The 24,280-nt window shown below is 65.1% G+C and carries 24 protein-coding genes and 1 pseudogene; 15 read left to right on the plus strand and 10 right to left on the minus strand.

The annotated features are described in order from the left end of the window. Positions 1 to 135 precede the first annotated feature (135 nt). On the minus strand, positions 136 to 438 hold the full coding sequence (locus tag ACV7NQ_RS31275) for a PepSY domain-containing protein (protein ID WP_463362871.1): 303 nt from the start codon (positions 436 to 438) through the stop codon (positions 136 to 138). A gap of 439 nt (positions 439 to 877) precedes the next feature. Here ACV7NQ_RS31275 and ACV7NQ_RS31280 point away from each other — a divergent pair. Next, positions 878 to 1,063 (plus strand): annotated as a pseudogene (locus ACV7NQ_RS31280) (CoA ester lyase); the annotation flags it as partial. Between the two features lie 17 nt (positions 1,064 to 1,080). Next, positions 1,081 to 1,791: a hotdog family protein gene (locus ACV7NQ_RS31285; RefSeq protein ID WP_463362872.1), complete on the plus strand. Its 711-nt coding sequence runs from the start codon at positions 1,081 to 1,083 to the stop codon at positions 1,789 to 1,791. 183 nt (positions 1,792 to 1,974) lie between these two features. On the opposite strand, the gene ACV7NQ_RS31290 is transcribed toward ACV7NQ_RS31285, so the two are convergent. Then, positions 1,975 to 2,622, minus strand: coding sequence for a TetR/AcrR family transcriptional regulator (locus tag ACV7NQ_RS31290; RefSeq protein ID WP_463362873.1), 648 nt, complete (start codon positions 2,620 to 2,622; stop codon positions 1,975 to 1,977). Between the two features lie 180 nt (positions 2,623 to 2,802). On the opposite strand from ACV7NQ_RS31290, the gene ACV7NQ_RS31295 reads away from it, so the two are divergent. The 6 genes from ACV7NQ_RS31295 to ACV7NQ_RS31320 all read left to right on the plus strand — a co-directional run bounded on the left by ACV7NQ_RS31295 (position 2,803) and on the right by ACV7NQ_RS31320 (position 9,101). Then, the gene (locus tag ACV7NQ_RS31295; protein ID WP_463361961.1) at positions 2,803 to 3,639 is read left to right on the plus strand and encodes a hypothetical protein; all 837 of its coding nucleotides are present in this window, start codon (positions 2,803 to 2,805) and stop codon (positions 3,637 to 3,639) included. Between the two features lie 13 nt (positions 3,640 to 3,652). Beyond that, complete coding sequence (locus tag ACV7NQ_RS31300) at positions 3,653 to 4,702, plus strand: DUF7064 domain-containing protein (RefSeq protein WP_463361962.1); 1,050 nt, start codon at positions 3,653 to 3,655, stop codon at positions 4,700 to 4,702. 146 nt (positions 4,703 to 4,848) lie between these two features. Beyond that, on the plus strand, positions 4,849 to 6,459 hold the full coding sequence (locus tag ACV7NQ_RS31305) for a PEP-utilizing enzyme (RefSeq protein ID WP_463361963.1): 1,611 nt from the start codon (positions 4,849 to 4,851) through the stop codon (positions 6,457 to 6,459). Beyond that, entirely contained in the window at positions 6,456 to 7,070 is a 615-nt protein-coding gene (locus tag ACV7NQ_RS31310; protein ID WP_463361964.1) for a helix-turn-helix domain-containing protein, read from the plus strand. Before ACV7NQ_RS31305 ends, ACV7NQ_RS31310 begins: the two co-directional genes overlap by 4 nt. Beyond that, positions 7,067 to 8,584: a pyruvate, phosphate dikinase gene (locus tag ACV7NQ_RS31315; protein WP_463361965.1), complete on the plus strand. Its 1,518-nt coding sequence runs from the start codon at positions 7,067 to 7,069 to the stop codon at positions 8,582 to 8,584. The genes ACV7NQ_RS31310 and ACV7NQ_RS31315 overlap by 4 nt, the downstream gene beginning before the upstream one ends. A gap of 34 nt (positions 8,585 to 8,618) precedes the next feature. Next, on the plus strand, positions 8,619 to 9,101 hold the full coding sequence (locus tag ACV7NQ_RS31320) for a hypothetical protein (protein ID WP_463362874.1): 483 nt from the start codon (positions 8,619 to 8,621) through the stop codon (positions 9,099 to 9,101). Here ACV7NQ_RS31320 and ACV7NQ_RS31325 read toward each other — a convergent pair. Beyond that, the gene (locus ACV7NQ_RS31325) at positions 9,050 to 10,276 is read right to left on the minus strand and encodes an IS110 family RNA-guided transposase (RefSeq protein ID WP_463359367.1); all 1,227 of its coding nucleotides are present in this window, start codon (positions 10,274 to 10,276) and stop codon (positions 9,050 to 9,052) included. The genes ACV7NQ_RS31320 and ACV7NQ_RS31325 overlap by 52 nt on opposite strands. Before the next feature lie 256 nt (positions 10,277 to 10,532). On the opposite strand from ACV7NQ_RS31325, the gene ACV7NQ_RS31330 reads away from it, so the two are divergent. From ACV7NQ_RS31330 to ACV7NQ_RS31355, 6 genes are all read left to right on the plus strand, one after another. Continuing rightward, positions 10,533 to 11,855 carry a PEP-utilizing enzyme gene (locus tag ACV7NQ_RS31330; protein ID WP_463362875.1) on the plus strand — a complete coding sequence of 441 codons (1,323 nt, stop codon included), beginning with the start codon at positions 10,533 to 10,535 and terminating at the stop codon, positions 11,853 to 11,855. Between the two features lie 170 nt (positions 11,856 to 12,025). Further along, entirely contained in the window at positions 12,026 to 13,516 is a 1,491-nt protein-coding gene (gene tnpC, locus ACV7NQ_RS31335; RefSeq protein WP_463365536.1) for an IS66 family transposase, read from the plus strand. A gap of 63 nt (positions 13,517 to 13,579) precedes the next feature. Then, the gene (locus ACV7NQ_RS31340; protein WP_463362876.1) at positions 13,580 to 14,545 is read left to right on the plus strand and encodes a DUF7065 domain-containing protein; all 966 of its coding nucleotides are present in this window, start codon (positions 13,580 to 13,582) and stop codon (positions 14,543 to 14,545) included. Between the two features lie 66 nt (positions 14,546 to 14,611). Beyond that, positions 14,612 to 15,616, plus strand: a complete 1,005-nt coding sequence (locus ACV7NQ_RS31345) for a phytoene desaturase family protein (RefSeq protein WP_463362877.1) — start codon at positions 14,612 to 14,614, stop codon at positions 15,614 to 15,616. Positions 15,617 to 15,858: 242 nt separating this feature from the next. Then, positions 15,859 to 16,497 (plus strand): transposase domain-containing protein, encoded by a 639-nt coding sequence (locus tag ACV7NQ_RS31350; RefSeq protein WP_463365625.1) that lies wholly within the window; start codon positions 15,859 to 15,861, stop codon positions 16,495 to 16,497. Positions 16,498 to 16,517: 20 nt separating this feature from the next. After that, positions 16,518 to 17,132, plus strand: a complete 615-nt coding sequence (locus ACV7NQ_RS31355) for a transposase (RefSeq protein ID WP_463358709.1) — start codon at positions 16,518 to 16,520, stop codon at positions 17,130 to 17,132. Positions 17,133 to 17,833: 701 nt separating this feature from the next. Here the strand turns inward: ACV7NQ_RS31355 and ACV7NQ_RS31360 are convergent. From ACV7NQ_RS31360 to ACV7NQ_RS31390, 7 genes are all read right to left on the minus strand, one after another. Continuing rightward, the gene (locus tag ACV7NQ_RS31360) at positions 17,834 to 19,456 is read right to left on the minus strand and encodes a phytoene desaturase family protein (RefSeq protein WP_463365887.1); all 1,623 of its coding nucleotides are present in this window, start codon (positions 19,454 to 19,456) and stop codon (positions 17,834 to 17,836) included. 390 nt (positions 19,457 to 19,846) lie between these two features. Beyond that, on the minus strand, positions 19,847 to 20,176 hold the full coding sequence (locus tag ACV7NQ_RS31365) for a hypothetical protein (RefSeq protein WP_463362878.1): 330 nt from the start codon (positions 20,174 to 20,176) through the stop codon (positions 19,847 to 19,849). Then, positions 20,173 to 20,460 (minus strand): hypothetical protein, encoded by a 288-nt coding sequence (locus tag ACV7NQ_RS31370; protein ID WP_463366124.1) that lies wholly within the window; start codon positions 20,458 to 20,460, stop codon positions 20,173 to 20,175. Before ACV7NQ_RS31370 ends, ACV7NQ_RS31365 begins: the two co-directional genes overlap by 4 nt. After that, on the minus strand, positions 20,384 to 21,094 hold the full coding sequence (locus ACV7NQ_RS31375) for a TOTE conflict system archaeo-eukaryotic primase domain-containing protein (RefSeq protein WP_463362879.1): 711 nt from the start codon (positions 21,092 to 21,094) through the stop codon (positions 20,384 to 20,386). Before ACV7NQ_RS31375 ends, ACV7NQ_RS31370 begins: the two co-directional genes overlap by 77 nt. 120 nt (positions 21,095 to 21,214) lie before the next feature. Continuing rightward, positions 21,215 to 21,619 carry a type II toxin-antitoxin system VapC family toxin gene (locus tag ACV7NQ_RS31380; protein WP_463362880.1) on the minus strand — a complete coding sequence of 135 codons (405 nt, stop codon included), beginning with the start codon at positions 21,617 to 21,619 and terminating at the stop codon, positions 21,215 to 21,217. Next, on the minus strand, positions 21,616 to 21,852 hold the full coding sequence (locus ACV7NQ_RS31385) for a FitA-like ribbon-helix-helix domain-containing protein (RefSeq protein ID WP_463362881.1): 237 nt from the start codon (positions 21,850 to 21,852) through the stop codon (positions 21,616 to 21,618). The genes ACV7NQ_RS31380 and ACV7NQ_RS31385 overlap by 4 nt, the downstream gene beginning before the upstream one ends. Before the next feature lie 118 nt (positions 21,853 to 21,970). Continuing rightward, positions 21,971 to 22,636 carry a winged helix-turn-helix transcriptional regulator gene (locus tag ACV7NQ_RS31390; RefSeq protein ID WP_463362882.1) on the minus strand — a complete coding sequence of 222 codons (666 nt, stop codon included), beginning with the start codon at positions 22,634 to 22,636 and terminating at the stop codon, positions 21,971 to 21,973. A gap of 78 nt (positions 22,637 to 22,714) precedes the next feature. On the opposite strand from ACV7NQ_RS31390, the gene ACV7NQ_RS31395 reads away from it, so the two are divergent. Further along, a complete protein-coding gene (locus ACV7NQ_RS31395; RefSeq protein ID WP_463362883.1) occupies positions 22,715 to 24,277 on the plus strand; it encodes an MFS transporter in 1,563 nt (520 codons plus the stop codon). Positions 24,278 to 24,280 lie beyond the last annotated feature (3 nt).

Below are 24,280 nucleotides of genomic sequence, written 5' to 3' on the forward strand. Positions count from 1 at the left end.
CCCGAACGGCAACGGCCGCATGGCGATTCGTTCGCCACGCCGCCGTTGCCTTACGCCGGTGGAGCGCTCAGCCGACGAAGAAGCTGCCCTGCGAGGTCGCCAATTTCGCAGAGCCGGTCACCGGCCAGTTCCTGCTCAGTGATGGCCGCCGTGGTCGTGACCGAGGTCGTGATACGGGCCGTCGTCGTGGCCACCGTGCCTGTACCGGTCCGTGGACAGGATTCTCCTGTCGGTGGCGTCGACGAAGACCTCCTGACGCGTGGTCGCGGTAACGACGTGCACCTTCCAGACTGTGCTCCCCTGGATGGCCACCAATGCGGTCTCGGTGACGGTCCCGCCCGGCACCGCGGCGGTGGCGATGGTTCGGGCGGCTGCTTCGTCGATGGCAGTGGACGCACGCGGCGCCGTCACGGACGGCGACGGCGACGACGTCGTCACCGCTCGCTGCCACGGCCACCGTCGTCCCGCCCACCGCGAGTACGGCACCGGTCGCTGCGATGATCAGTGTCTTGCGCATGGCTGCTCCTTTTCCTTTGCTGGTAACAAAGGTGAGCTTGCCGTCGGCTTCGATAGCAGCGCGCTGCGGCAGGTTTAACAGGGGTTTAAGAACCCGGCGGCCCGAGCTCCAGGACGATCCTGGCGCCATGCGGATGCGCCCGGGCCACGGTGAACGCGCCACCCGAGGCCCGGGCCGTTTGACGGGCGATGTCGAGACCGAGACAGGTCGACCCGGCACCGCTCGTGCCGCGCGACACCTCCGTGGCCGCGAGGCGAAGCCGGGCCCCTCGTCCTCGACCACCAGCCTGGCCCCGCCGTCGGCCGCTGCGCTGAGCCGGATCGCGTACGCCGTGCCCTCGGGTGTGTCAAGGTCGAGTCCCCGGGTGATCTCGAATTCGTCGACCGGTTGCTCGACGGCATCGAGGCCGGTGCCGAAGGTCGTGCCCCGGTCGTCGTAGAGGCGCTCATCGAAACCGCCGACGGGCTGAGCCGGGTCGAGCAGATCGCCGCAGCCGCTCCGCGTCTGGCCGCACTGATCACCGGGTACGCGGATCTCGCCGTGTCCTTGGGGCGGACCGCCGGGTGCATACCGCACCTGGGCGACACGCTCACGACGACCACGGCGATCGAAGGGCTGCGGCAGAACCGGCACGTCCCGACCGGGCCCCGACCGGCCTGGTGGCCTTGCGAATCCACACCGTCGATCAGCAGGGTCGTGATGTCCTCGACTTCTGGCGGTGTGCGATGTTGCCGCTGCGTACGGACCACGACACCGGCCGCGCGGACAACCTCGACAGCATCGGATCCGACGTGGAACCGAATTGGACTGCGGCGGTGGGCGACTGGGATGTCACGGCACTGGCGAGGGTGCCTGGTGCGCGGGGCCTGGTTCCGGAAGCCGGGCAGCAGATCGAGGTGGTCGGCGGCGATGCCGTTGACGGAGCTGCGCAGCTCGCTCGGATCAGCCTCAATATCGCTCAGGTGCATCACGACGAGCACGCGGCCGGTGGTCGTCGCCTCGTCTACGGTGGCCACACCATCGGCATCGCATTGTCGCAGGCATCGCGGGCCTTCCCGAACCTGGCGACAGTGGTCGGCTGGCACGGCTGCGATCATGTCGGCCCCGTCCATGAAGGCGACACACTGCACTGCGTGATCACCGTCGAGAAGGTGACGCCGTACGCCGCGGGCACCCGCCTAGTGCAGCTGCGATCGGAGGTCTTCGTGGGCGGCCACATGGCCAATCGTGAGCGGGCGGTTCTCGATTGGCGTTACGTGGCACTGCTCGCGTAGCCGGGCCGACGGCCGTTCCGTGTAGGGATGGGCGTAGAGGACGTACCCGGAGGTTCCGGGAAGGCGCGAAATGGTTGCGTGAGTGGCGCGGCACCGGGCTCCCGGGGATCTGTTCGAAAGATCATCGATGAACTGGCTCCGAAATAGAAGAGATGACGGTCGGCACGCACGAGGCGGGCCTGCTCAGGTGAGCATGCCCGCTTCTGCTTGTTCGGTGACCGCGGCAGCCTCGCTCGCGGTGAGTCCGAGCGCCGCCAGGGTGTGCTGAGTGAAGGCGCTCGCCGCCGTCCCGCGCTGGCGGCCATCCAAGATGTCGTGGATGAGCGCGAACGCGCCACCGATCACCGCCGTCAACGTGACTTCGATATCGACTACGACGAAGCGCCCGGTCTGGATTCCGTGCTCGAGTGCGACCCGTGCATACGGTCCCATCGCGGCGGCGAACAGGGTTTCGGCATGGCTCAGGTTGACGATCAGGCGTGCGAAGTCGGGGTCGCGGTCGGCCAGCTGGATCACCAGCAGGCAGGCGCCCGCCACAACGGCGGCCGGATCCCGGTCATTGGCCGTCGGCTCGACCGTCGCCGCCGCCAGTTCGGACAGGCTCTCGCCGACCACGGCCTCGACCAGGTCCTCTTTGGTCGCGAAGTAGTTGTAGAACGAGCCGAGCGCGACATCGGCGCGCCCGGTGATCTCTTGGATTCGCAGCCCCGCGACCCCGCGTTCGGCGATCAGCTCGCGTGCCGCGTCCAGCAGTTTGCGCCGTGTGCGCTCGCGTCGGCGGTCGCCGCGCGTCAAGGTGCTGCTCGATGCATCTTGTTCCACAGCATTCATCCTGCCAGATTTCAGGGCTGCAGTGAAAAATTTTTCACCCTTGAACGACTCTTCAATTTATTGTAAATTCAAAACTTGTAGTGAGGCGGGTCACACGTGGGTGATCGGGTGATCTGCCTCTCGCAACGATGGGAGTGCTGAATGTTGACGACGATGCTTGCGGCGATACCGCAGCCGCCGGTGGACGAGGTGATGCCGAAGACGGCGGAGACGGTCTTCAACGTCTTCATCTTCATCCCGCTGGGCATTGCCCTTGCTCTGGCGATCCGGCAACTGGTCAGAGGCAAAGGACCGCTACTGCTCTACTGCATCATTGGTGGCGCGTTTGCGGCGGCGATGGAACCGATTGTCGATGTTCTCGGCCTGGTGTACCTGAAGGAGAACGGTGCGCTCGGGACGTTTACGGTGCTGGACCGCACGATGCCGCTGTATATCTGCTTCGTCTACCCGTGGTACGTCGGCGGGCTCGGTTATCTCGCGTACCGGCTGTTCCAGCGTGGTGTCACCATGAAGAACTTGTTCGCGCTGTGGGCGGTCGACTGCGTAGTCGACGTTTTCCTGGAAACGCCGGGCATCTTGGCCAAGACCTATCTCTATTACGGTCATCAGCCGTTGAACCCGTGGGGTTTCCCGCTGTGGTGGGGTTTCGTGAATCCGGTCATGCCGATGTTGGCCGGTGCGCTGATCTATCATCTGCGGCCGCGCCTGAATACGTGGTGGAAGCTGCCTGCGGTGATCGCGTGCATTCCGATGGCGGACGGCATCGCTAACGGCGCTGCGGCGTGGCCGATGTGGGCCGCCCTCAATCAGGACAACGTCTCCTACGTCTGGACGTATCTGGCTTGCTTTGTGACGCTGTGTCTTTCGCTGTTCTGCGTGTGGATCATCGGCCTCGCTGTCGCCCGCCCTGATCAGGCAACCTCTGGGTCGCTGTGGCAGAAGCTCACGTCGCTCGGGCAAGCACCGGCTTCGTCTTCCGTGCCGTCGCCGACGCGCGCTGTTGCGGTCGACGTCTGAAAGGGGCGAGACCTTGCCACTCGGAATCCATCCCCCAGAAACGGATCTACTGCTTCCCCTGCCTGTTGCGGACGAGCACTGGGATCCGCATCTGATCCACACCCACTACTTCGGTTTCTCGATCCCGGAGGCGCGGATCGGCGCATTCCTCTACGTGCGTTATCAGCCGGAGTTCCCGCTGTCGCAGGGCGGGGTAGCCATCTTCCAGGGGACCGACAATATCGAGTACACCGATATGGCCTTCCTCGACTACGAGATCACCATGCCCTGGCCGACCGTGCGGGACAACACGATTACCACGGCCAACGGTCTGACTATTGAGTTCACCGAGCCCGGCCGCACTGCCAGGCTGACCTACCGCAGCAGCGACGGCGACACCTCCTTCGACATCGTGGCCGACGCGGTCACCCCGTTGCTCGCCCGTGGCCACGTGATGCCGGGCGAGGAAGATCACCACGGCGACCTCGGTCGCGAACCGGGCGGTAGTGAACAGGTCATGCACGTCACCGGGGAACTGGTCCTGCACGGCGAGCGGTACGCCGTTGACTGCTACGCGCCGCGCGACCGATCCTGGCGCCAGATCCGCGTCGAAACGCGTGGGGCCGTGCCTATTCCGCCGGTGGGTTGGTCGCCGATGTACTTCGGTCCTGATCTGATCTTCAACCAGATCAGCTTCGAGCCGCTCGACACCGACCCGGCCTGGGCTGGGCTCTACGAGGTGGGCGACCGGCCCTCCCATCACTATGCCTGGGTGCAGTGCGGCGACGAGTCACGGGCGATCACGCGGGTGCGCCGCAATGTGCTCGAGTATCACCCGCGGCTCTATCTGCCGATGCGCCAGGAGATCGAGGCGCAGGACGAGACCGGCGAGGTTTACCGATTCCAGGGTGAGGCGATTGCTTGCGCGTCGATTCCGGCCTGGCCGAATACGTCCTTCCGCGACAGCGTCTACCGGTGGGAGGACGAGCGCGGCCGGTTCACCTACGCCACCTATCAGGAGCTGTGGTTCGACAAGTATCAGCAGGCGATGAAGCGGCGGTCCGCATCGGCCGTCACGGCATGACGGCGCGCTCCGCCTCTATCCCACCCATATCCAAGGAGTCCTCGTTCGATGAGTAGCAACACCGCCAAGATCGCGGAGTGGACGCTGAAGAAGATGCGCCGATCCAGCGCCGACGCACCGCGCGGGCTGGTCCAGGGGGACGGTCGATGAGAAATCCCTTGCATGAGATCGGTTCTCCTGACACCGCGTGGACGACCGTCAATACCCGGGAGAACTTTCCGGGTGTCGCCACACCGCTGGGCTGGACGTTCTGGCGTGATCCACTCGAGCTGGGCATGAAGGGCGCGTTCTGTGACCTCGGTGTCCTGCCGCGCAGCGCGGTGACGGTTCCCGAGTCGATCGATGATCGTTTCTCTGCCGCGGTGTTCGGGCGCTTCACCGCGAATATCGACTGTCTGCGGCGGGCCGCCGATCTGATGCCGGGTACCTCCGGAGACGCGCTCGAGGAGCAGCTGCTGGGATCGGTTCGGCCGGGGGTACAGAGCAATCCGTCCACGCGGCGCTACCCGATCATCGCGATGAAGATGACCTGGAATGTGCTGCGGCTGCCCGCGCGGATCATGAAGCTGCGCACTGATACCGACCTGTGGTGGCGCACGGTCACCGCGCCCGGCGGCATCCCCGACGCCGCGGCGGCGCGCGAGGTCCTAAGAGAGGCCGCTCGCCGGTTCGAAGAGGTCATGTGCCCGCATTCGATCGTGACCTTGCTCGGCACCGGAATCTTCGATGAGATCAGCAAGATCACAACCGCCAGCGGTGATGTGGGTCTGGCGACCTCGCTGATCACCGGATTCGGTGATGTCGAAGAGGCGAAATCTGCAGGCCAGCTGTGGGAGGTCTCGCGCGGGGCGCGGTCCCTCGATCAGTTCGTGGCCGACCATGGATACCACGGGCCCGTCGAGGCCGAAATCTCCTCGCGCTCTTGGCGAGAGGATCCGGCGCCGCTGGAGCGCCTGGTCCTGACCTATCGGAGGTTGCCGGAGTCCTCGTCGCCGTTGGTCCGCGCGGAAGGGCAGCAGCAGCAGCGGGCCGAGGCCGAGCGCCGGGTGTTCGCCGGTCTCGGTGTCCTCGACCGACGCAAGGCCCGGCTGGTGCTGAAGGTCGCGCGGCGCTATATCCCGCTGCGCGAGGTCGGTAAGGCGGCGTTCGTACAGACCATCGACGGCGCCCGGGCGGCTGCCCGTGTCCTCGGCGCTGACCTGGTGGCGCGAGGTCTGTTGCGCTCCGCCGATGAGGTGTATTTCCTGACCTTCGATGAGCTGACCGGTGAGCTGCCCGCCGATTGCGTTGTGCGCGTTGATGAACGGCGCGGTATCTACGAGCAGTACCGCGCTCTGGTACTGCCCGACCAGTGGGTCGGTCTGCCCGTGCCGCAGCGCGGCCGGGCCGTCGAGGAGGAGGTCGAGGAGGTTCGCGGGACGCCGGTGAGCGCAGGCACGGTCGAGGGGATCGCGCGGGTCGTCCACGACGCCGACGCGGGTGATCTCGAGGATGGCGAGATCCTCGTCTGCACCACCACCGATCCCAGCTGGGCTTCGTATTTTCTCGTCGCCGGGGCGGTGGTCATCGATATCGGCGGACCGCTCAGCCACGGCGCCATCGTCGCGCGCGAGATCGGCATCCCGTGTGTCATCAACACCGGAAACGGTACGCGCGCAATCAAAACCGGTGATCGGCTACGGGTGGATGGCTCCACCGGGCTGGTCCAGATCCAGGAACGGGCGGCGGACAACGTCGCAGCGGAGGTCGGCAGATGAGTGTGGAGATTCGCGTACTGCAACTGGTGCGCTTGAAAGGACGTGCCCGGGTGGTCGATATCGCGGAAAGTGCTGGTCTGTCAACGGATTCGGTGACCGGGGCACTACGCCCGATGCTCGACGATGGTCTCGTCGACGAGACGAACGGCCGGCTGAAAATCACTGCCGAGGGGCGATCCAGGTTGGCGGCATTGATCGAGTCCGAGCGTTCCGGAACCGATCTCGACGCGCTGTCGGTCACCTACCACGAATTCGATGGTTTCAATACCGAATTCAAACAGCTGGTCGCCGACTGGCAGCTGAAAAACGGACTCGTGCCGAACGATCACGGCGACGTCCAATACGACGCGGGGATCATCGCTCGGCTCGAGCGCCTGCACGAGCGGTTTCTTCCACTACTGCACGGCATCTGCGTCATCGCGCCCCGGTTGGCACCATACCCCGATCGGTTCTCCATCGCGCTGGCAAAAGTCCTCAGCGGCGAGCACGGATGGCTGGCCCGGCCGCTGATCGACAGCTATCACACCGTCTGGTTCGAACTGCACGAAGATCTCATCGGGCTGACCGGGCGCTCCCGCGTGGCGGAGGCGGCTGCGGGGAGGGCGGAATGACGACGACAACCTCGTCCCAGATCCTCACCCTGGACGGCAGCACCGGCGCCGACCGGGACATGCTGGGCGGCAAGGCATTCAGTATCGAACGGATGCGGGCGCTGGGCATACCGGTACCGCCTGCCTTCGTCCTCACCACCGAGGTGTGTCGGCGGTACTACGCAGACGATCGGCAACTGCCTGCCGACGTCTGGGCCGGACTACCGGGCGCGATGGCCCGGCTCGAGCAGGACACCGGCCGTGGGTTCGGTGATCCGCGGCGCCCGCTGCTGATCTCGGTCCGCTCGGGTGCGGCCACCAGCATGCCCGGGATGATGGACACCATCCTCAACCTCGGTATGACCGACGAGATCGAGCGGGCGCTGGCCGAGCAAAGCGGTGACGCCGCCTACGCTGCCGACACCCGCCGCCGGTTCCGCGAGCAGTTCGAGCGAGTGACGGGCGCTGCGGCGCCCGGCGAGCCTTGGGAACAGTTGCGGCAAGCCATTATCGCCGTTCTGGAATCCTGGCACTCGACCCGGGCCATCGCGTACCGGCATGATCGCGGGCTCTCCGATGCGGGCGGCACCGCCGTAACCGTGCAGGCGATGGTGTTCGGCAATCTAGACGAAAACTCCGGTACCGGAGTGCTTTTCACCCGTAACCCGCTCACCGGCGCCGCGGAACCCTACGGTGAATGGCTGCCCGGCGGGCAAGGTGAGGACGTCGTTTCCGGCCGCGCCGACGCGCTGTCGATCGACGTGCTGGCTACCGCACTACCGGACACACATTCGGATCTCATGGCCGCGGCCCGGCTGCTCGAGGAACACGGACGGGATGTGCAGGACATCGAATTCACCGTGGAGAGCGGCACATTGTGGCTGCTGCAGACACGCAACGCGAAACGCACGCCGGAAGCCGTGGTGCGACACGCAGTGCAGCTGCACCGCGAGGGGCTCATCAGCGTGAGCGATGCCCTTGACCGCGTGGGCCCGGAGCACGTCCGGTCGATGCTCACACCGCATCTGTCGCCGACCTCGGTCGCGGCCACGACCAGGGCCGCCGTCGGCAAGCCGGCCTGCCCCGGCATCGCGACCGGGGTCGTGGTCACCGATGCGGAGCAGGCCGTCGAGCGTGCCGAATCGGGCGAGGACGTCATCCTGGCCCGGCCGACGACGGACCCGGACGACGTGGCAGCGATGTCAATTGTCCGAGCAGTGATCACCGAACTCGGCGGCTCCACTTCGCATGCTGCGGTTGTCTGCCGGGAGATGGGCGTGCCCTGCATCGTCGGCTGCGGGGCGAACAGCCTGGCCGACCTGGCCGGTCGAACTGTCACCGTCGACGCCACGACCGGAATGATCTATCTCGGGGAAATCCCTATCGTCGCCGGGAACGAAGGTGAAGATCCCGATTTGGTCCAGCTCACCGAGTGGGCCAAGGCTGAGCTGGGCGCCCACCAGGGCCCGTTGTCGGATCTGCTTCACGCTCGCGGAAGGCCGAGATCTGCCCCCCAAGAATCTAATAGAACATAAATTATCTGAAGTGAAGTGAACGGATCTAATCCCTATGACTGCTGCACGGGGCTGCCTGGTCGACTGGAACTACTGGTTGACCACCTGGCCTGGCCGACCGGTGTTATTGACCAGGGCGAATGCTGCCGACGGTTACCCGAGGGCGTTGACGCCACTAACCCAGGATCTCGTTGTCACGTTCGAAGATGCCGGTGTCCGCCGGTTCTTCGAAGAGACCCTCCGCGCGATGAAGCCGTCCGATGCGCCGGACCCGTACTTCGTGTCGATGTGGGGCTATGTGTACATCAACGCTGATCAGCTTGCCGCGCTCGGCGATGTCATGCCCGGCAGCTCCCGGCAATCGATCTACCAGCAGTACATGGGACTCGCGCCGGACCCGGAGTTCTCGTCTCCCCGGGCGACCGGAGATCTATCGGGCGTCGGTGCCGGTGTCAGACATCCCAGGAGCTTGGGTGTCAAGGAAATTCAAGCTGCGAGGTGCTGGTGGCGGTGTGACCAGGCCGCTTGCTGGCTGTAGGGAGTCTTGGTTTTCAGGCAGCCGTGCAGGATGCCGACGAGCCGGTTGCCGAGCTGGCGGAGAGCGGCGTTGTAGTTCATGTCGCGGGCTCGTAGCTCGTCGTAGTAGGCGCGCGCTCCGGGGTCGTGCAGGATCGCCGCACCGGCCTGCATGTGCAGGGCGTCGACGAGCCGATCGTTGTGGACGAACCGGGCGTGGACGGTTTTGGTCTTGCCGGACTGGCGGGTGATCGGGGCGGTGCCGGCGTAGTTCTTGCGGGATTTGGCGTCGGCGTAACGGCCATCGGCGTCGCCGAACTCGGCAAGCACCCGGGCGCCGGTGATCACGCCCATGCCGGGTTGGCTGAGGTAGACCTCAGCGTCCGGGTGCCGGCCAAAACACGACCCCACCTCGCCCTCGAGGATCTTGACCTGCTCGTTGAGGGTGCGCAGGACCGCGACCGTCGCGCGGACCGATGCCGCGTAGGCGCCGGCCACGATCTCGGCCTGGCCCAGGTGCTCACCGCGCAGCGCCGCCTGGATCGCGGCGGCCTTGGCGGGGATATCGCGGCGTCGTGCCCGCTTGAGCGCGGTAGTGATCTGGCCGATCGTCAACCGTGCCGCAGTGGCGGGATCGGCGGCCTTGCCCAGCAGTTCGAGGGTGTCGGCACCGGCGAGCCCGAGCGGCTTGTAGGCCTCGAGTGCCGCCGGGAAGTACTCGCGCAGCGCCGTGCGCAGCCGCAGCATGTGCCGGGTGCGTTCCCAGATCAACGTCTGATGCGCGCGGGCGGCGACCTTGACCGCCGCGGCCTCGTCGGAATCGGCGGCGACCTGACGCAGCTGGTGGCGGCGGGTGCGCAGCATGTCGGCCAGGGTCTTCGCGTCGGCCTTGTCGTCCTTGGCGCCCGACAGCGACAGCAGTTCCCGATGACGGGCAGCGGTTTTCGGGTTGACCCCGTACACCTGGTAGCCGGCCGCGACCAGCGCCCGCACCCACGTGCCGCGGTCGGTCTCGATGCACACCAGCACCTGCCCGGGATCGGAATCCTGTGGCAGGAACCGGGCGATCAGCTCATGCAGCCGGGTCATGCCCTCGACGCCCTCGGGTAGCCTGGCTGCCTTCAGGGTCTTGCCTTGTTCGTCCTGCACCTCCACGTCATGGTGATCTTCGGCCCAGTCGTCTCCGACGAACAGCATCGTGTGCTCCTGAATCTGCCGGTTCGGTCATCAGCAGCCGACGGGAGACCCAGCGCCCTAATGGACCAGTGCTCACACCAAAGGTGTTGGTGGGCACGACATCCCATAAGTTGTTTCGCTCCCGGCCACCGGCAGGGGCACGGTCTGACACAAGAACTCGAAGCTCAGGGTGCGTAAGTGCTCACCTGCCGGGGCTACCGGCACCGAGTCTGCCCTACCGACCGACCCGGTAGCTCCCATTAGGGTGCTGCGCGGCATGCTGCGTGAGGCACGGGGGGCCAGGCAGCGATTCAAGGACCAGATCGACGAGATCAAAGGTATGCGCCGGTCGGGTGAGCTGACCGAACTCGACTGTCTCGCCTGGGTGCTGGATCTGGAAGCCGTCACGGTACGGGCGTGGGAGAGCCTGATGATCGGTCCCGGTATCGCCAGTGCGACGTTCGAAGTCAGCCAGAAGGTCATCAGCCGTGCGGTCGGCGGAGGAGTTGACGGGGCCGACCTGAACAATCGACTGCATGTAGGACTGGGAGACAACGAAAGCGCCGAGGCGGGTCGGGCGATCGGGAAGCTGGCTGCGATCGCACGGCGGAACCCGACCCTGGCCGATGCCGTTGTCCAAGGGCTCTCGCTGTCCGACATCAAGGCAACCGATGCCACATTCGCGAACACGCTGGATGAAATCTTGGACCGCTTCGGTTTCCACACGGCTCCGGAATTGGAACTCGCCCAGCCGACGTGGCGCCAGGATCCATCGCAGATTGTGCGTGTAGTGGCCCGTGAGCTTCGGCGGGACGGGGCGGAGCCGGACCGTAGTGTGGAGATCCGTACCCGGGCAGAGGGTGAACTCGGACGCACGACGCGCTTCGGCTACCACTGGCTCGTGCGTAAGCTGCTCACCTTGTCGCGGCGGCAGATGGCGCTGCGCGAGAACGCGAAGATCCCCATTGTGCTGATCTTCGACGAGCTGCGCCGCGTCATCGAAGCCGCGGCGCCCTATCTGATCGCCACAGGCGTTGTCGGCAACGCGTCCGACATCGTGTATCTCCGATATGACGAGTTCAAGGATGTGCTCGGCGGAGCCACCGGCCCCGGGCATGATGAGATCGCGCGGCGGCGCCGGGAACACGAGTCCTGCCTGCGACTCGAGGTGCCTGAACTCGTCGAAGCCGGGCCCGGCTTCATGCGGCACATCACCGAGGAGCACATCACCGCGCGCGGGCTGCTTGCGCCCACCGTGATCACCGAGTCGACGACCGTTCTCACGGGTGTCGGTGCATCCTCCGGCCGCATCACGGCGGTCGCGCGGGTCATGAGTGACCCGCTCGACGACGACTTCGAGCCGGGAGACGTCCTGATCGCCAAGACCGTCGACCCGGGATGGTCGGCGGCCCTGGCGTGTGCCGGCGCCATCGTCCTCGATATCGGTGGGAACCTCTCCCACGGCGCGGTGGTTGCCCGTGAACTGGGCATTCCGTGCGTTGTCAATACGAAAGCCGCCACCACGGTCGTGAAATCGGGCGAATCGGTAACGGTTGACGGCACTACAGGGCAATTGATTATCAACCGAGAGGACCACTGATGGTAGCTATTCAGCTGTCCCCCTTGGGGTTTGATGGCGTGTCGGTTGGATTGTGATGGCCTGTCGGGCATAGTGGCGGGGTGTCTGGAGCGTCGTCGGTTGAGCAGCTCGTTGAGCGGGTGGCCGAGTTGACGGCGCAGGTGAGGGTGGTGCTGGCCGAGAACGCGGAGTTGCGGGCCGCGAATGCGGAGTTGCGGGCCGCGAATGTGGAGTTGGGTTCGGAGAACACAGAGTTGAAGGCGCTGGTGGGGTCGCAGTCCGAACAGGCTGCGGCGCAGGCGGATCGGATCGCAGTGCTGGAGCGGCGGTTGGCTGCGGATTCGTCGAACTCGGGGTGGTCGTCGGGGTCGGACTCGCCCTATGACAAGAAACCGGCCAAGAAGCGGTCGTCGCGGACCCGGTCGGGGCGGTCGGCGGGTAAGCAGAAAGGCTCGGCAGGCACGTCGCGGCCACTGCACGATGACCCGAACCACACGATCCGGTTGGAACCGCCCCGCTGCCAGGGGTGTTCGTGTTCGCTCGACGGTGCCGCCGAGGTCGCCTGCGAACGCCGCCAGGTCGTGGACACGGCACCGGCGGCGGCGCCGGTGATCACCGAGTATCGGCGTATCGCCCGCGAATGCGGGTGCGGGACAGTGACTGCCGGTGACTGGGCCGATGCGGCACCCGAGCATGTCGCGGTGATCGCGGCGGCGGGGTCGCCGGTGCGGATCGGGCCGGTGGCTCTGGCCCGGGCGGCGTTGCTGACCTGCGGGCATTACCTACCGATCGGGCGGAGCCGGGATCTGTTCGTCGCACTGTGCGGCCTCGATATTTCGACTGGCTGGCTGGCAGGGGTGCGTGGCCGCGCCGCGCGGCTGCTGGAACGACAGTTCTCCGTCCACATGCGAACTCTGCTGGCCACCGCGCCGGTGTTGCATGCCGACGAAACCACCGGCCGCGCCGCCGCGGAGTTGAAGTACGTGCACGTCGCCTGCACCGACTATCTGACGTTGATGCACGTCGGTGGCCGCTCCGCCGACGATATTGATGCCGGTGGTGTGCTCGGCGAGTTCACCGGGGTACTGGTCCGCGACGGCTACGCCGGGTACGCGCACCTCAAAGCGGCCCACGCGTGGTGCGGTGCGCACCTGCTGCGCGACTTGCGGTCGATCCACGATGCCGATCCAGCCGGGCAGGTATGGGCGAAAGCGATGATCGACTGCCTGCTCGACGCCCACACCGCCGCTGGCCGGGCCCGCGCCGCTGAGGCATCGGCTCTCGACGCCGACACCCTCACCGGGATCCGCCGCGCCTACGCCGGTGCGATCGGGCTGGGCCGCGACGACAACCGTGACCGGAAAACTACCTTGGCCGCCGACGCCCGCAAGCTGGTGGCCCGGTTCACCCGCTACGAAGACATGATCTTGCGGTTCGCGACCGACCTGACCGTCCCGTTTTCGAACAACGAAGCCGAAAGAACGCTCCGACCAGTCAAAATACAGCAACGAACCAGTGGTGGAGCATGGCGAACCTTGCAGGGAATCACCGACTTCGCGATCGTCACTTCCTACCTCGACACCGCCCATAAATGGGGCCTCGACAAACTCGACGCCCTCACCCAACTGTTCACCACCGGTCCGTGGCTACCGCCTGCCCTCACACCCGCAGCCGCCCCATAACCACGCACGCATACCACACCGACCACCGAAAACCTCACCACCCCAGGTGAATAGCTACCACTGATGACCCGGCAGTATGACGCATCCGACGAAGGAACGCACGAACCCGACTCCAGCGATCCGGACTGGCAAGAGAGTGTGTTCGTGCACTGGTATGACGTCGGCCAGAAAGTCGGCGGAGTGCACCGGATCGGTCACGAACCCAATCGAGCAGGCGGCCGTTCTGCTTTGGAGTGCGCGGTCTTCACAGCTGACGGAACGCGTTTCAGACGTATCGAATGGGAATTGCCGCTCGCTCAGCCGACCAGCCACAAAGGGTATCGCGCAGGTGGGAGTCAATGGCATGTGGACGGCGAGTACCCCAGGATCGAAGTGCACGAACCCGGGGTAGATCTCGAACTCGAAATGCAGAACTTCTATCCGCTGACGGACTTCTTTCCGTCGGGCGGGAGCCTCGTCGATGAATTTGCTAAACACCACTACGAGGCGTCTGGCCGGATCACCGGCAAGGTCACCATGGATGGTCGCGTATTCGACATCGATGGCCTCTTTCATCGAGATCATTCATGGGGCATTCGAAAGATCGACACGCTGCTTTCGCATCGGTGGGTGTCGGGTACCTTCGGACCCGATTTATCGTTCGGATCAATGTGCTGGCACGCTGCTGACGATTCGTTCGTCAAGGTGGGGTACCTCGTCCGCGACGGTGAGCTGGTCTTCGCCGAGGACGTCGACGTCGTGACGTGGATGGAAGCAGATGGGTTGACGCATCGCGGCGGTGAAATCACCTGGTTCTTGCCCGGCGGTGAGGAGTTCCGTCTCGAGTGCCGGAAAGTCGACGGGGTCGTGTCCCAACTCCATGGTGCCGTCTATATCGACACCCTGTGCACCGTGACGCACAACGGACGAGTCGGTGTGTGCGATTTCGAAATCAGCAACAATGCCCGGGCAGGTGAGCGCCCGCCAACGTTTGCGCTGGCGGCAAACCTTGTCGACGGCTTGAGCAGGCGATCTGTCGGTTCGGCATGAGCCGCCGGGCCCTGACCGAAATCCTTCAACTCCGGGCACGGGGACGAAACGAGGCCCTTGATCAGCATGTTCACCACATCGCATCGGGAGATCATCGAGGAGCGGTCCGACACGCCGCTGCTCCGTGCCGCGCTCGCCTCGATGCCGCCGTTCTGCTGGATGAGTCAGGATGGAACCGGCTGGGCGCTGATCTATATCGGGATGTGTCATCGGACCAACTCGGCCCGGTTTGAAGGCGGCACCGGCGCCCTCACCAATGCGGTCGCGCAGTCGCTGCTGGACTACGTCGGCACCATCCGCACCAACGCCAAGGTCGTCGGGCTCACCACGCGCGGCGACGTGGTGACCGGGGTCGAGCTCGAGAGCGGTGAAGTGCTGAAGGCGAAGGTGGTGATGGCGTCGTGCAGCCCGAAAGCGACGCTGAACCAGCTGCTCCCGTCGGGAATGATGCCCGATCACATGGAGCGGCGCGCACGAGCGATACCCACCAATGTCCTCGAGACGACGACTTTGAAAATCGACGTCGCGGTCTCCGGGAAGCTCGACATGCCCAAGCACAACAAGTGGCGAAAAGACGGTCTCGATCTCTGTGAGCCGATCGTGAGCTGGCAGACGTACGAGGATCACCTCAACGCCTGGAACAGTGCCGTGCAGCGCAAGTATCCCGAGAACGAGTGCTTTATCGGGATCGTGCCCTCGCGGCTGGACCCCACCCAGGCACCGAAGGGGCAGGACACGTTCTGGTTGTGGTCGGGCATCTTCCCCCGCAATCCCGATGTGCCGTGGGAAGCCATGCGCGACGGCATCGGCAACAAGGTCCTCGCGGAGTGCGCGAACTACTACGAGGGACTCGACACGCTTGAGATCGGTCGTCGTGTGTATTCCGCGCCGGAGTTGGAGCAGCGATTCCATGTTCCGGATGGGAACGTGTACCACGTAGAATCGGTCGGAATGCGTTTCGGTCCGCTGCGGCCAGCGCAGGCTCATCGACTCGTCGGCCTGGTGTGCGCCAGATTCGCATGGCCTGACATGGCCGTCGCAGGTTCGCGCCCTCGGCGGGGCACTTTATAGATGGGAACCGTGGCGATCGGCGGCTTCATTGTGGTTAGCTGGTCGTTGAAGCGGATTTCTCGCTGTGATTGTGTGCTGCATGGTGATCGCACTGTGGTCCGCGCGCATGCCCGCCACTGATGCCAACCGGTCTGGGCCCAATGCCACTTAGCTTGACGTGTTTTCGCAGGTCATCGGCATGATTGCGATGTAGTGCCAGCTGGTTGGTCTGTGAGACTGGTTGGTGTGGAGCGTTTTTGGGCGTGTCGGTGCCGGATCGTGTCGGTGCTGGGGTTAGCGTCGCCGACGTGGTGGATGTGGGTGCGGTGTCGTTGATCGATCAGGTGTCGTTGGGTGTGTTGACCGCTGTGGTGGACCGTGATGCGGTGGAGATGGCGATTTCCGAGCACGGCAAGGCGCCCAAGCGTCGTGGTGGGACGTTGCCGCCGCATTTGGTGATGTATTTCGTGGTCGCGTTGGCGTTGTTCGCAGGTGTGGACTACGAGGGGGTGATGCGGAAACTGGTTGGGCCGCTGCGGCTTTGGCGTTGTTGGGATCCGAAGTGGAGTTTGCCGACCTCGGGTGGGATCACCCAGGCCCGGCAGCGGCTGGGGTTCGAGCCGATGAAAACACTGTTCGAGCGGATCGCGGTGCCGGTGGCGTCGCGGCTGACCCTGGACGCGTTCTACGCGCGACGCAGGCTGGTCTCGATTGATGGCATGGTGTTCGACGTGGCCGACACCGAGGCCAACGCAACGGAATTCGGTAAACCGAGCAAGGGAGTGTTGCCACAGGCACGGGTGGTGACGTTGACCGAATGCGGCTCGCATGTGAGCCTGGGCGCGGTGATCGGGCCGGTCGTGGGCAAGGGCACCGGTGAACGCACCGCGCGGCCGAACTGATCTGGTTACTCGAACCCGGCATGATGTTGGTGTGTGACCAGGGGTTCTACAGTTTCAAACTGTGGTGCCAGGGCGCCGACACCGACGCCGACCTGTTGTGGCGTCTCGGTGACATTATGGACCTGCCGATCGTGGACCGCCTCGGTGACGGCTCCTATGTGACACTGCTTTTCGCGCCCAAAACCCCGGCGAAAATGCGGGCCGAGCTGCTGGAGGCGGCCATAGCCGGGGAGGAGTTGGACTGGGACCGGACTCGTTTCGCCCGCGTCATCGAGTACGAGATCACCGACCGTGGCGAAGGCGGTGAGCTGATCTGCCTGCTCACCACCATCCTCGACCCGCACGAGGCACCCTCGCTGATCCTGGCCGAGGCCTATCACCAACGCTGGGAACACGAAGCCGCGAACAGGCAAATCAAGACGCAGCTCCGCGGCCCCGCCAAAACCCTGCGCTCGCAAACCCCGGACATGGTCCGCCAGGAAATATACGGATTCCTCATCGCCCACTACGCGATCTGCTCGCTGATCTGCCGGGCCGCGGTCGAGACCGGCATCGATCCCGACCGCGTGAAGTTCACCCAGACCGTCCGACTCGCCCGCGACACCATCGCAGGCCCGGACGGTTTTTCCCCCTGACCGCCAACTCGAGCTCCACACCGAACTCGCCGAACAGATCACCGCAAAACGCCACCTCAACCCCCGCCGCCACCGCTCCTACCCCCGCGTCGTCAAACGCGCCAGACACAACAGCTTCCGAGTAAAACGCAAGGCAGACAAGGGAACCCGTCACACCGGACCCGCTACCATCCGGCTGGCCAACCAAAGCTGCATCACGCCGACACAACGACGACCATCCGCAAAACCGCCGGTCACAGCTCTACAGGGGGCGAGCTAAGCGGCATTGGGTCTGGGCCTCGCCGATCCGCTTCGCCGAGGCTCTGTTCACTCTCTGCGGCGTCGGCACGGCCAGCCGCACCGCGATCTTGACCTCGGTGGCTGCCGACATCCAACTTGGTTCGCCACACACCCCGGCGAGTCGTGGCGTGACGCCAAGGAGCTACATCGTCGCCGCCGCCACTGTCGAATAACCGAGGCGGCAGCCAAGCTTCCGCTAGCAGCGAATCCTGTTGCAGCAGTGGGAACACACCGTACATCCCGGTCCCCAGGGTTGCTGTGTGCGATTCTCCCGTGTGTTCGCTCCCGCGGCTTGATGCGGGTGAACCGCTCGCCGATGCTCGCCATCAATGAATTCCCAGCTCGGCCCGATCGAGTACCTCAGTTTCAAACGTCCGGCGGGTGTCTCGCGGTCAGCCATGGACGCGAGACACCCGTCCGCGTCATCGGCGGTTCTTCGCCTCGATCCGCATCGCCGTTTCGGCGGCAAGTTTTCCGGGGAGCGAGCACACACCCCCGACGGGATGTGTGCCGGCACCACTGAGGTACAGCCCATCGACAGGCAGGCGGTAAGCCCCTAGCCCCGCCGCCGGCTTCATGGGGCCGAATCGGGTGATCAGTGGGTCGACGTGGTAAACGTTGCCGGCGGGGGCATTGAAGCGCTCCTCGATATCCGGCCCGCCGAGCACCGCTCGGCCGATCTCCAGGGTGTCGATACCTTCGTAGTACTGGGCACAGTCGCGCAGCACGGCGTCGCCGACCTTGTCCCGCACGTCCTCCCACGGCTCGCGCGGCGTCACGGGGATGACACCTGACCACAGGTAGAAGGTGCTTTGCCCAGTTGGTGCCTGCGAGGGATCGACGGCCGATGGGATCATCGAGCAGCTGACCGGCACGGGATCGGGCCATTCGCCGCGCACCACCGCGTTCCAGGCGGCGTCCTGCTGTTCCAGCGTATGCCAGGCGGCGAGGTATCCGCGAAGATCGAGATCGTTCCCGCGCCACTCTTCGTGGCGTTTCATCGACACCTGTCCCTTCAATGCGACGTTGATCTTGAGGGACGTGGCATGAGTCTTGCGGATGGGGATGTCCTTGGCGCGTGTCGCCAGTTTGTGATCCAGCGCCCCTTCCGGCAGCAGCTCGTTGAGCGTGATGACGGGGTTGCACGTGCTGATGATGCCTTTTCGCGCACGAACGATCTGGTCGGTGTCGAGCTTGACGGCGGTGGCGCGGCCATTCGACAGGACGATCTCCTCCACGCGGCAGCCAGTGTGCACGCTACCGCCGTGCGCATGGAGATAGCGGTGCAATGCGGCGGGAAGGGATCCGGTACCGCCGACGGGCATGGCATTGGGGACTTTCTGAACGATGCCGAGGTAGATCATTGCCCAAGCGGTCATATCGAGACGCATCTGCGAGAAGGCGGCCATCGCCGCCAGGGCACCCTTGGGCAGTTCCGATTCGAAAGTCTCTTCGAGGAACTCCGTGTGCGAGGCGGTCGCCAAGTGTCGCAGGGAGGACAGCCGCTTGGGGTGTCGAGCTGCCCGGGCGACCGCTTTGGCCATGTCTTTCGTCCAGGGCCGTAGCGGGTGAGCCTTCATGTAGGCGATGACCAGGTCCATCGCAGGGTCCAATGCGTTCGCCAGGTCGAGCCACGCCTGGGCGTCCTTTTTCGAAAACCGACGCAGCTCGTCGGCGGTCTTCCGCGGATCCTTCCAGATCGCCAGTGAACTCCCGTCGGGTGCGAGCTGTACGTGCGCCGGATCGACGGAGATCATCCGCAGGCCGTGCTTGTGCAGTTCGAGATCCTCTGCGATGCCGGACATTCCGAAGATTCCCGTCGCCTGAATCGCGCCCTCGTTGAAGAGGTGATCAGGAGCGCTAGGCAGGATCGCGTTCGTGCATGTCATTCCGCCGATCTTCGGCGACGCATCGAGCACGGTCACTCGATGGCCGGCGCGGGACAGGTAACAGCCTGCGGTCAAACCATTGTGACCAGCGCCGATGATCAGGTAGTCGGTCTCGCGGGGCAGCGTGTTCGACGGTGTCGGTGTGTCTGGGCTCATACGACGATCATCCACAAATATGAACATGAATTCAATGGTGAAATGTATTTCATTATAGAAAATCCTGTCGAGGATGCCGTACAAGTGCCGTCACCGCGGCGACCTCACTGAAGCTGTGGTCCGAACTCGCCGCCGTCGCTCGCCGTCATCCGAATCTCATGCTCGACTTCGGCGGTGCTGCGGGATCCGGATTCGGACTATGGCCGGTCGACTGGACACCGATCACCGGGCAGTCGGGGCTCGCGCGAACCACGTACAGAGTTATGTGTGGCTGCTATAGCGTTGGCGGCCACGGGTTCTCCGAAAGCGGCCTGAACAGCTCGCCTACCTCCACATGGATACTCGCGCCACCCAGGTCAGCCTCGCGGCCGCACTTACCACCGAGCAAGTTCACGCGCTGCTATCGGTGCGGCCCGCCTTTCGCGCCCGGTCAGCCTGTGCAGTCCGGTCCACGATGACCGCGTTGGCCGGGACGATTTCGGGGGACTTGTCGTCCTGCGAGATCCAGCGGGTGGTGGCGTATCCGCGCTGGCCCTTGCCTACGCATTTGGTCGCTAGGTTGCCGAAACCGTTTGGGAAGTTGTAGATCTCGGCGGCGGAGTTTTCGCCCTGTCGGCCGCTGACCGGCGCGTCGGCCTTGCCGCGTTCCTCGTAGTGCTGGCGGGAGCAGCCGGCGACCGAGAGCAGCAGCAGGCAGGCGGCAACTGCGAGGTACCTCATGGTTTCGGCTTGCAGGTGTCGTCGGCAACGATCTGGATGTTCGACGGCCCGGTGGCGTTCGTGGTGACGTATGCCCGATACCCATGGCCGACGCACTTGGTGGCGACATTGCCGAAACCGTTCGGCATATTGAAGACTTCGGCGGGGGTGTTGTCGCCCTGGCCGTCCTTCACGGGGGCGTCACCTTTGCCCCGCTGGTCGTTGTAGTCATTCGAACAACCCGCCAGCGCCACGAGGCAGGCCACCGCCAGCACTCGCACCGACGTCTTGGCATCGAACCGCATGAAATCCCCCTAGAACAAGCGCCTCCGGATAGCACCAGACGCCGTGGTCCAACACGCCCTGCGCGTCCCCGGCAGTTTGGCCAGCATAGCGAAATTTGCTGGAATTGACGACGCACGGACCAGCACGGCTGGTCTGGGCACGATCTTCGACGAGGTCGGCATCTGCAGGCGGCGGACATCGTGGCCGACCGTAGGCTGTGGCAGCGAGGTTGCCAGCGCGGCAACCTGTTTCGGGGACAGCCTCGCAACACTGGACAGGTATGTCCCTGGTCGTCGAACGGTTCGAGGGTCGCTGGATCCAGGAACACGGTGGTGCCGTGCTGGCGGCGGCCCCGCTCAGCGGTGCTGCGATGAGATTGCCGACCCCGCGTCCGGTGTGGGTGTCCTGGGACGGGAACTGCCGGTCGTAGCTGGACAGGTTCATGCGGCCGCGCAACTGCATGGCTTCGCCGAGCAGGCCGGTGGCGATACGACGCGCCGAGGCCGCCGACGTGGCGTCGGCGAAGAAGATCCACACGCGGGCGCCCCGCCCGGACTGGGAGACCTCGAGTGCGGCGGGAATGTCCGTTGCGCGAGCGGCTTTCAGATGACCGCTCGGGGCCAGACCTTGGATGCCTTGTGCCCAGAAGTCCACGCTCGAACTGGTCGGCGGCTGGCATCAGCGCCGATTCGATGATGTGGGGATCGATCGGCCGGTCTCGCAGGTCAAGACACCGGACGCGAGGGGCTTCGTGCCATCGGTACGCACCCGGAGTCAGAGCAGGGTGACGAGGATGTCCGGCTTGGTCTGTTCGGCGGCTTTGGCGAGCCGGGCGTCGAAGGTGATGAGCGCAGCGTCGTGCAGCGCGGCGACCGCCAGGTAGGCCGCGTCATATACGGAGACGTTGTGGCGCATTGCCCAGACCGTATGCAGCAGCGGAACATCGGTTCCTACGTAGACGATCTGCATAGCGGCGAGGGCTCGGAACGCGGCGTCGGCGTCGTTGGCGGTCAAGTGATTGCCCAGCACGGCCTTGCGGAGGGTGCGCAGTACCGCCAATGGCATGTGCGCGGGAGAGATCCAGTCGTCGTCGGCGAGCATCGCGGCTCGCGCGGTGTCGCCCTGCGTCGTGGGGCTGGACAAGGCCATGACCATGACGTTTGCGTCGACGACGATCACTCGTCGTCCTCGCGGCCGCCACGAATTTCGTCGACCACATCCTCGGCGCCCATGTCGAGGCTGCGGTGCCCGGTCAAGCTCTCGAGCAAATGCTTGTTCCGCTCGGCGCGCAACTCTCGCTCCAGCAGGGCGCGCAGGTACACCTGGGTGGACTGGCCCCTCGCTGCGGCGCGTGCGGCGATAGCGTCCCGCACTTCCTCGGGCACGTCCTTGATCTGAATCGCAACGACCATATCTGCAGTCTACATGCGAATGCCATGCGCATGCGCTTATATGGAGCCGTATGACGGGCGACTGTCACGTACGGATCTGTGGGGGCGTGCGGGTGAGACTCTCTCGGGCTACCCGACCTCAGGCCGGTACAGCCGGTTCCGTGGACAGGTGGAAGAGGGTGCGAAGCGTGGCTACGGCATCGCGATCGCCTTGGAATGTCAATCGCCGCAGCGCGGCGTCCCGTTCTGCCGCGGTAGACCCGAGCCGGGCGGCAAGCAGATCGGCCCCAGTGGCGGTCACTGTCACTGCGGGCGTGCCACGTCCGGCGGCAAGGTGTCCGCTGTCGACCCTGAATTCGAAACGGCGGCCGTCGATCTCGATGCGGTAGGACGCGTCGAGATTACCGGCGCGGGTTGGGTCGAAGGCGAGCAGGACGCCGGCGAGGAATCCGTTCAACGGTGACACTGTCCCGGCCTCGTCCTGCTCCAGCATGTCCAAGCCGAACCATGCGATGGCCTGCAGGATCGGCAGGACCCGCCGCCAGCCCATCTCGCTGAGGGTGTAGACAGTGCGAGCGACCGGTGGCGGCAGTTCGGCGCGGTCGACGATCCCGGCATCCTCGAGCTCCCGGAGCCGGTCGGCCAACAGGTTGGTCGCAATTCCTGGCAGTTCGGCGCGCAGGTCGCCGTAGCGGCGTGGGCCCCCGACCAGCTCGCGCAGGATCAGCAACGTCCATCGCTCTCCCAACATGTCGAGCCCCTTCGCGATGGGGCAGTTCTGGTTGTAGTTCCTCCGGGCGGCCATGCATGCAATTCTAGCAGTAAGACAACTTTCTAATCTAATCACTTGATTTGTTTGTCTAATCGGGCTTACCGTATCTGTATGCGCACCTACCACCATCGCCCCGTAGACCGTGAACATCCCCTCGCCGCGCTCGCCGTCATCTGCCTGAGCGTCTTCGTCATCAGCGTCGACGCCACCATCGTCAACGTCGCCCTGCCCACGTTGTCGCGCGAACTCGACGCGGGCACAACGCAACTGCAGTGGATTGTGGACGCCTACACCCTCGTCATCGCCGGTCTGCTGCTGTCGGCGGGCAGTCTGAGCGACCGCTACGGCAGGCGGGGCGCGCTCGGCATCGGGCTGGCGCTATTCGCCATCACGTCCGCTGGTGCGGCACAAGTGAACTCGGCGGATGCACTGATCGCGGCGCGGGCCGCCATGGGCGTCGGCGCCGCAGTGATCTTCCCGACGACGCTTGCGCTGATCACGAACATCTTCACCGACCCGGGTCCGCGTGCTCGGGCGATCGGCCTATGGGCCGCGATGACCGGCATCGGGGTGGCCGCCGGACCGATCACCGGAGGCTGGCTGCTCGAACACTTCTCCTGGGGGTCGGTCTTCTTCGTCAACGTTCCGGTCGCCGCGGTGGCGACCATCGGAGTGCAGCTGCTCGTCCCCACCTCCCGCGATCCTGAGACGCCACCCGTCGACATCGTCGGTCTGATCCTGTCCACGATCGGCGTGACCGCCGTCGTCTACACCATCATCGAGGGACCCGGCTGGGGCTGGGGCAGCGCTCGAACCCTGACCGGCTTCGGCGTGGGCGTGGGCGTACTCGCATGGTTCGCCGTCTGGGAACGACGCCGGTCGCATCCGATGCTGGATGTGTCGGTGTTCGCGAACCGGCGGTTCTCGGGCGGCAGCCTCGCTGTGACGGCGGGCTTCCTGACCCTGTTCGGCTTCATCTTCGTCATCACCCAATACTTCCAATTCATCAAGAGCTACAGCGCATTCGAGACCGGAGTGCGGTTGTTGCCGGTCGCCGTCTCGATCGCGGTCGCCAGCGTCGTCGGACCACGTATGGTCGAAAGAGTCGGCACGACAGTCGTTGTCGCTTCGGGTCTGGCCATCTTTGCCGCCGGGTTGGCTTGGGCGTCCACAGTCGCCGCGGCTACGCCGTACACCCAGATCGCGATGCAGATGGTGCTTCTCGGTGGTGGCCTCGGACTCACCACGGCACCGGCCACCGAGGCGATCATGGGCTCGCTGAGCGCTGACAAGGCCGGCGTCGGCTCGGCCGTGAACGACACCACCCGCGAGTTGGGCGGCACTCTCGGAGTCGCGATCGTGGGCAGCGTATTCGCGTCGGTATACACGGGCAGGCTCGATGAGGATCCGGCACTGACACCGCTTCCCGCTGACGCCCGCTCAGCCATTGGACGGTCGATGGCCGCCGCGCACAAGGTCATCGACCAACTGCCACCGCAAGGTGCTCACGGCGTCCGTCAGGCAGTCGATCACGCATTTCTCGACGGACTCCACGTCGGTTCGCTGGTCTCCGCCGGAATCGCCCTGGTCTCAGCTGTTCTCGTCATGTTCCTACTGCCCGCGCAAGCCCGACAGACAACTCCTTCGGCGACCGAGTTGCCGGTCGGCGCCTGACGC

The organism is Nocardia sp. Tas62D01, assembly GCF_055232035.1.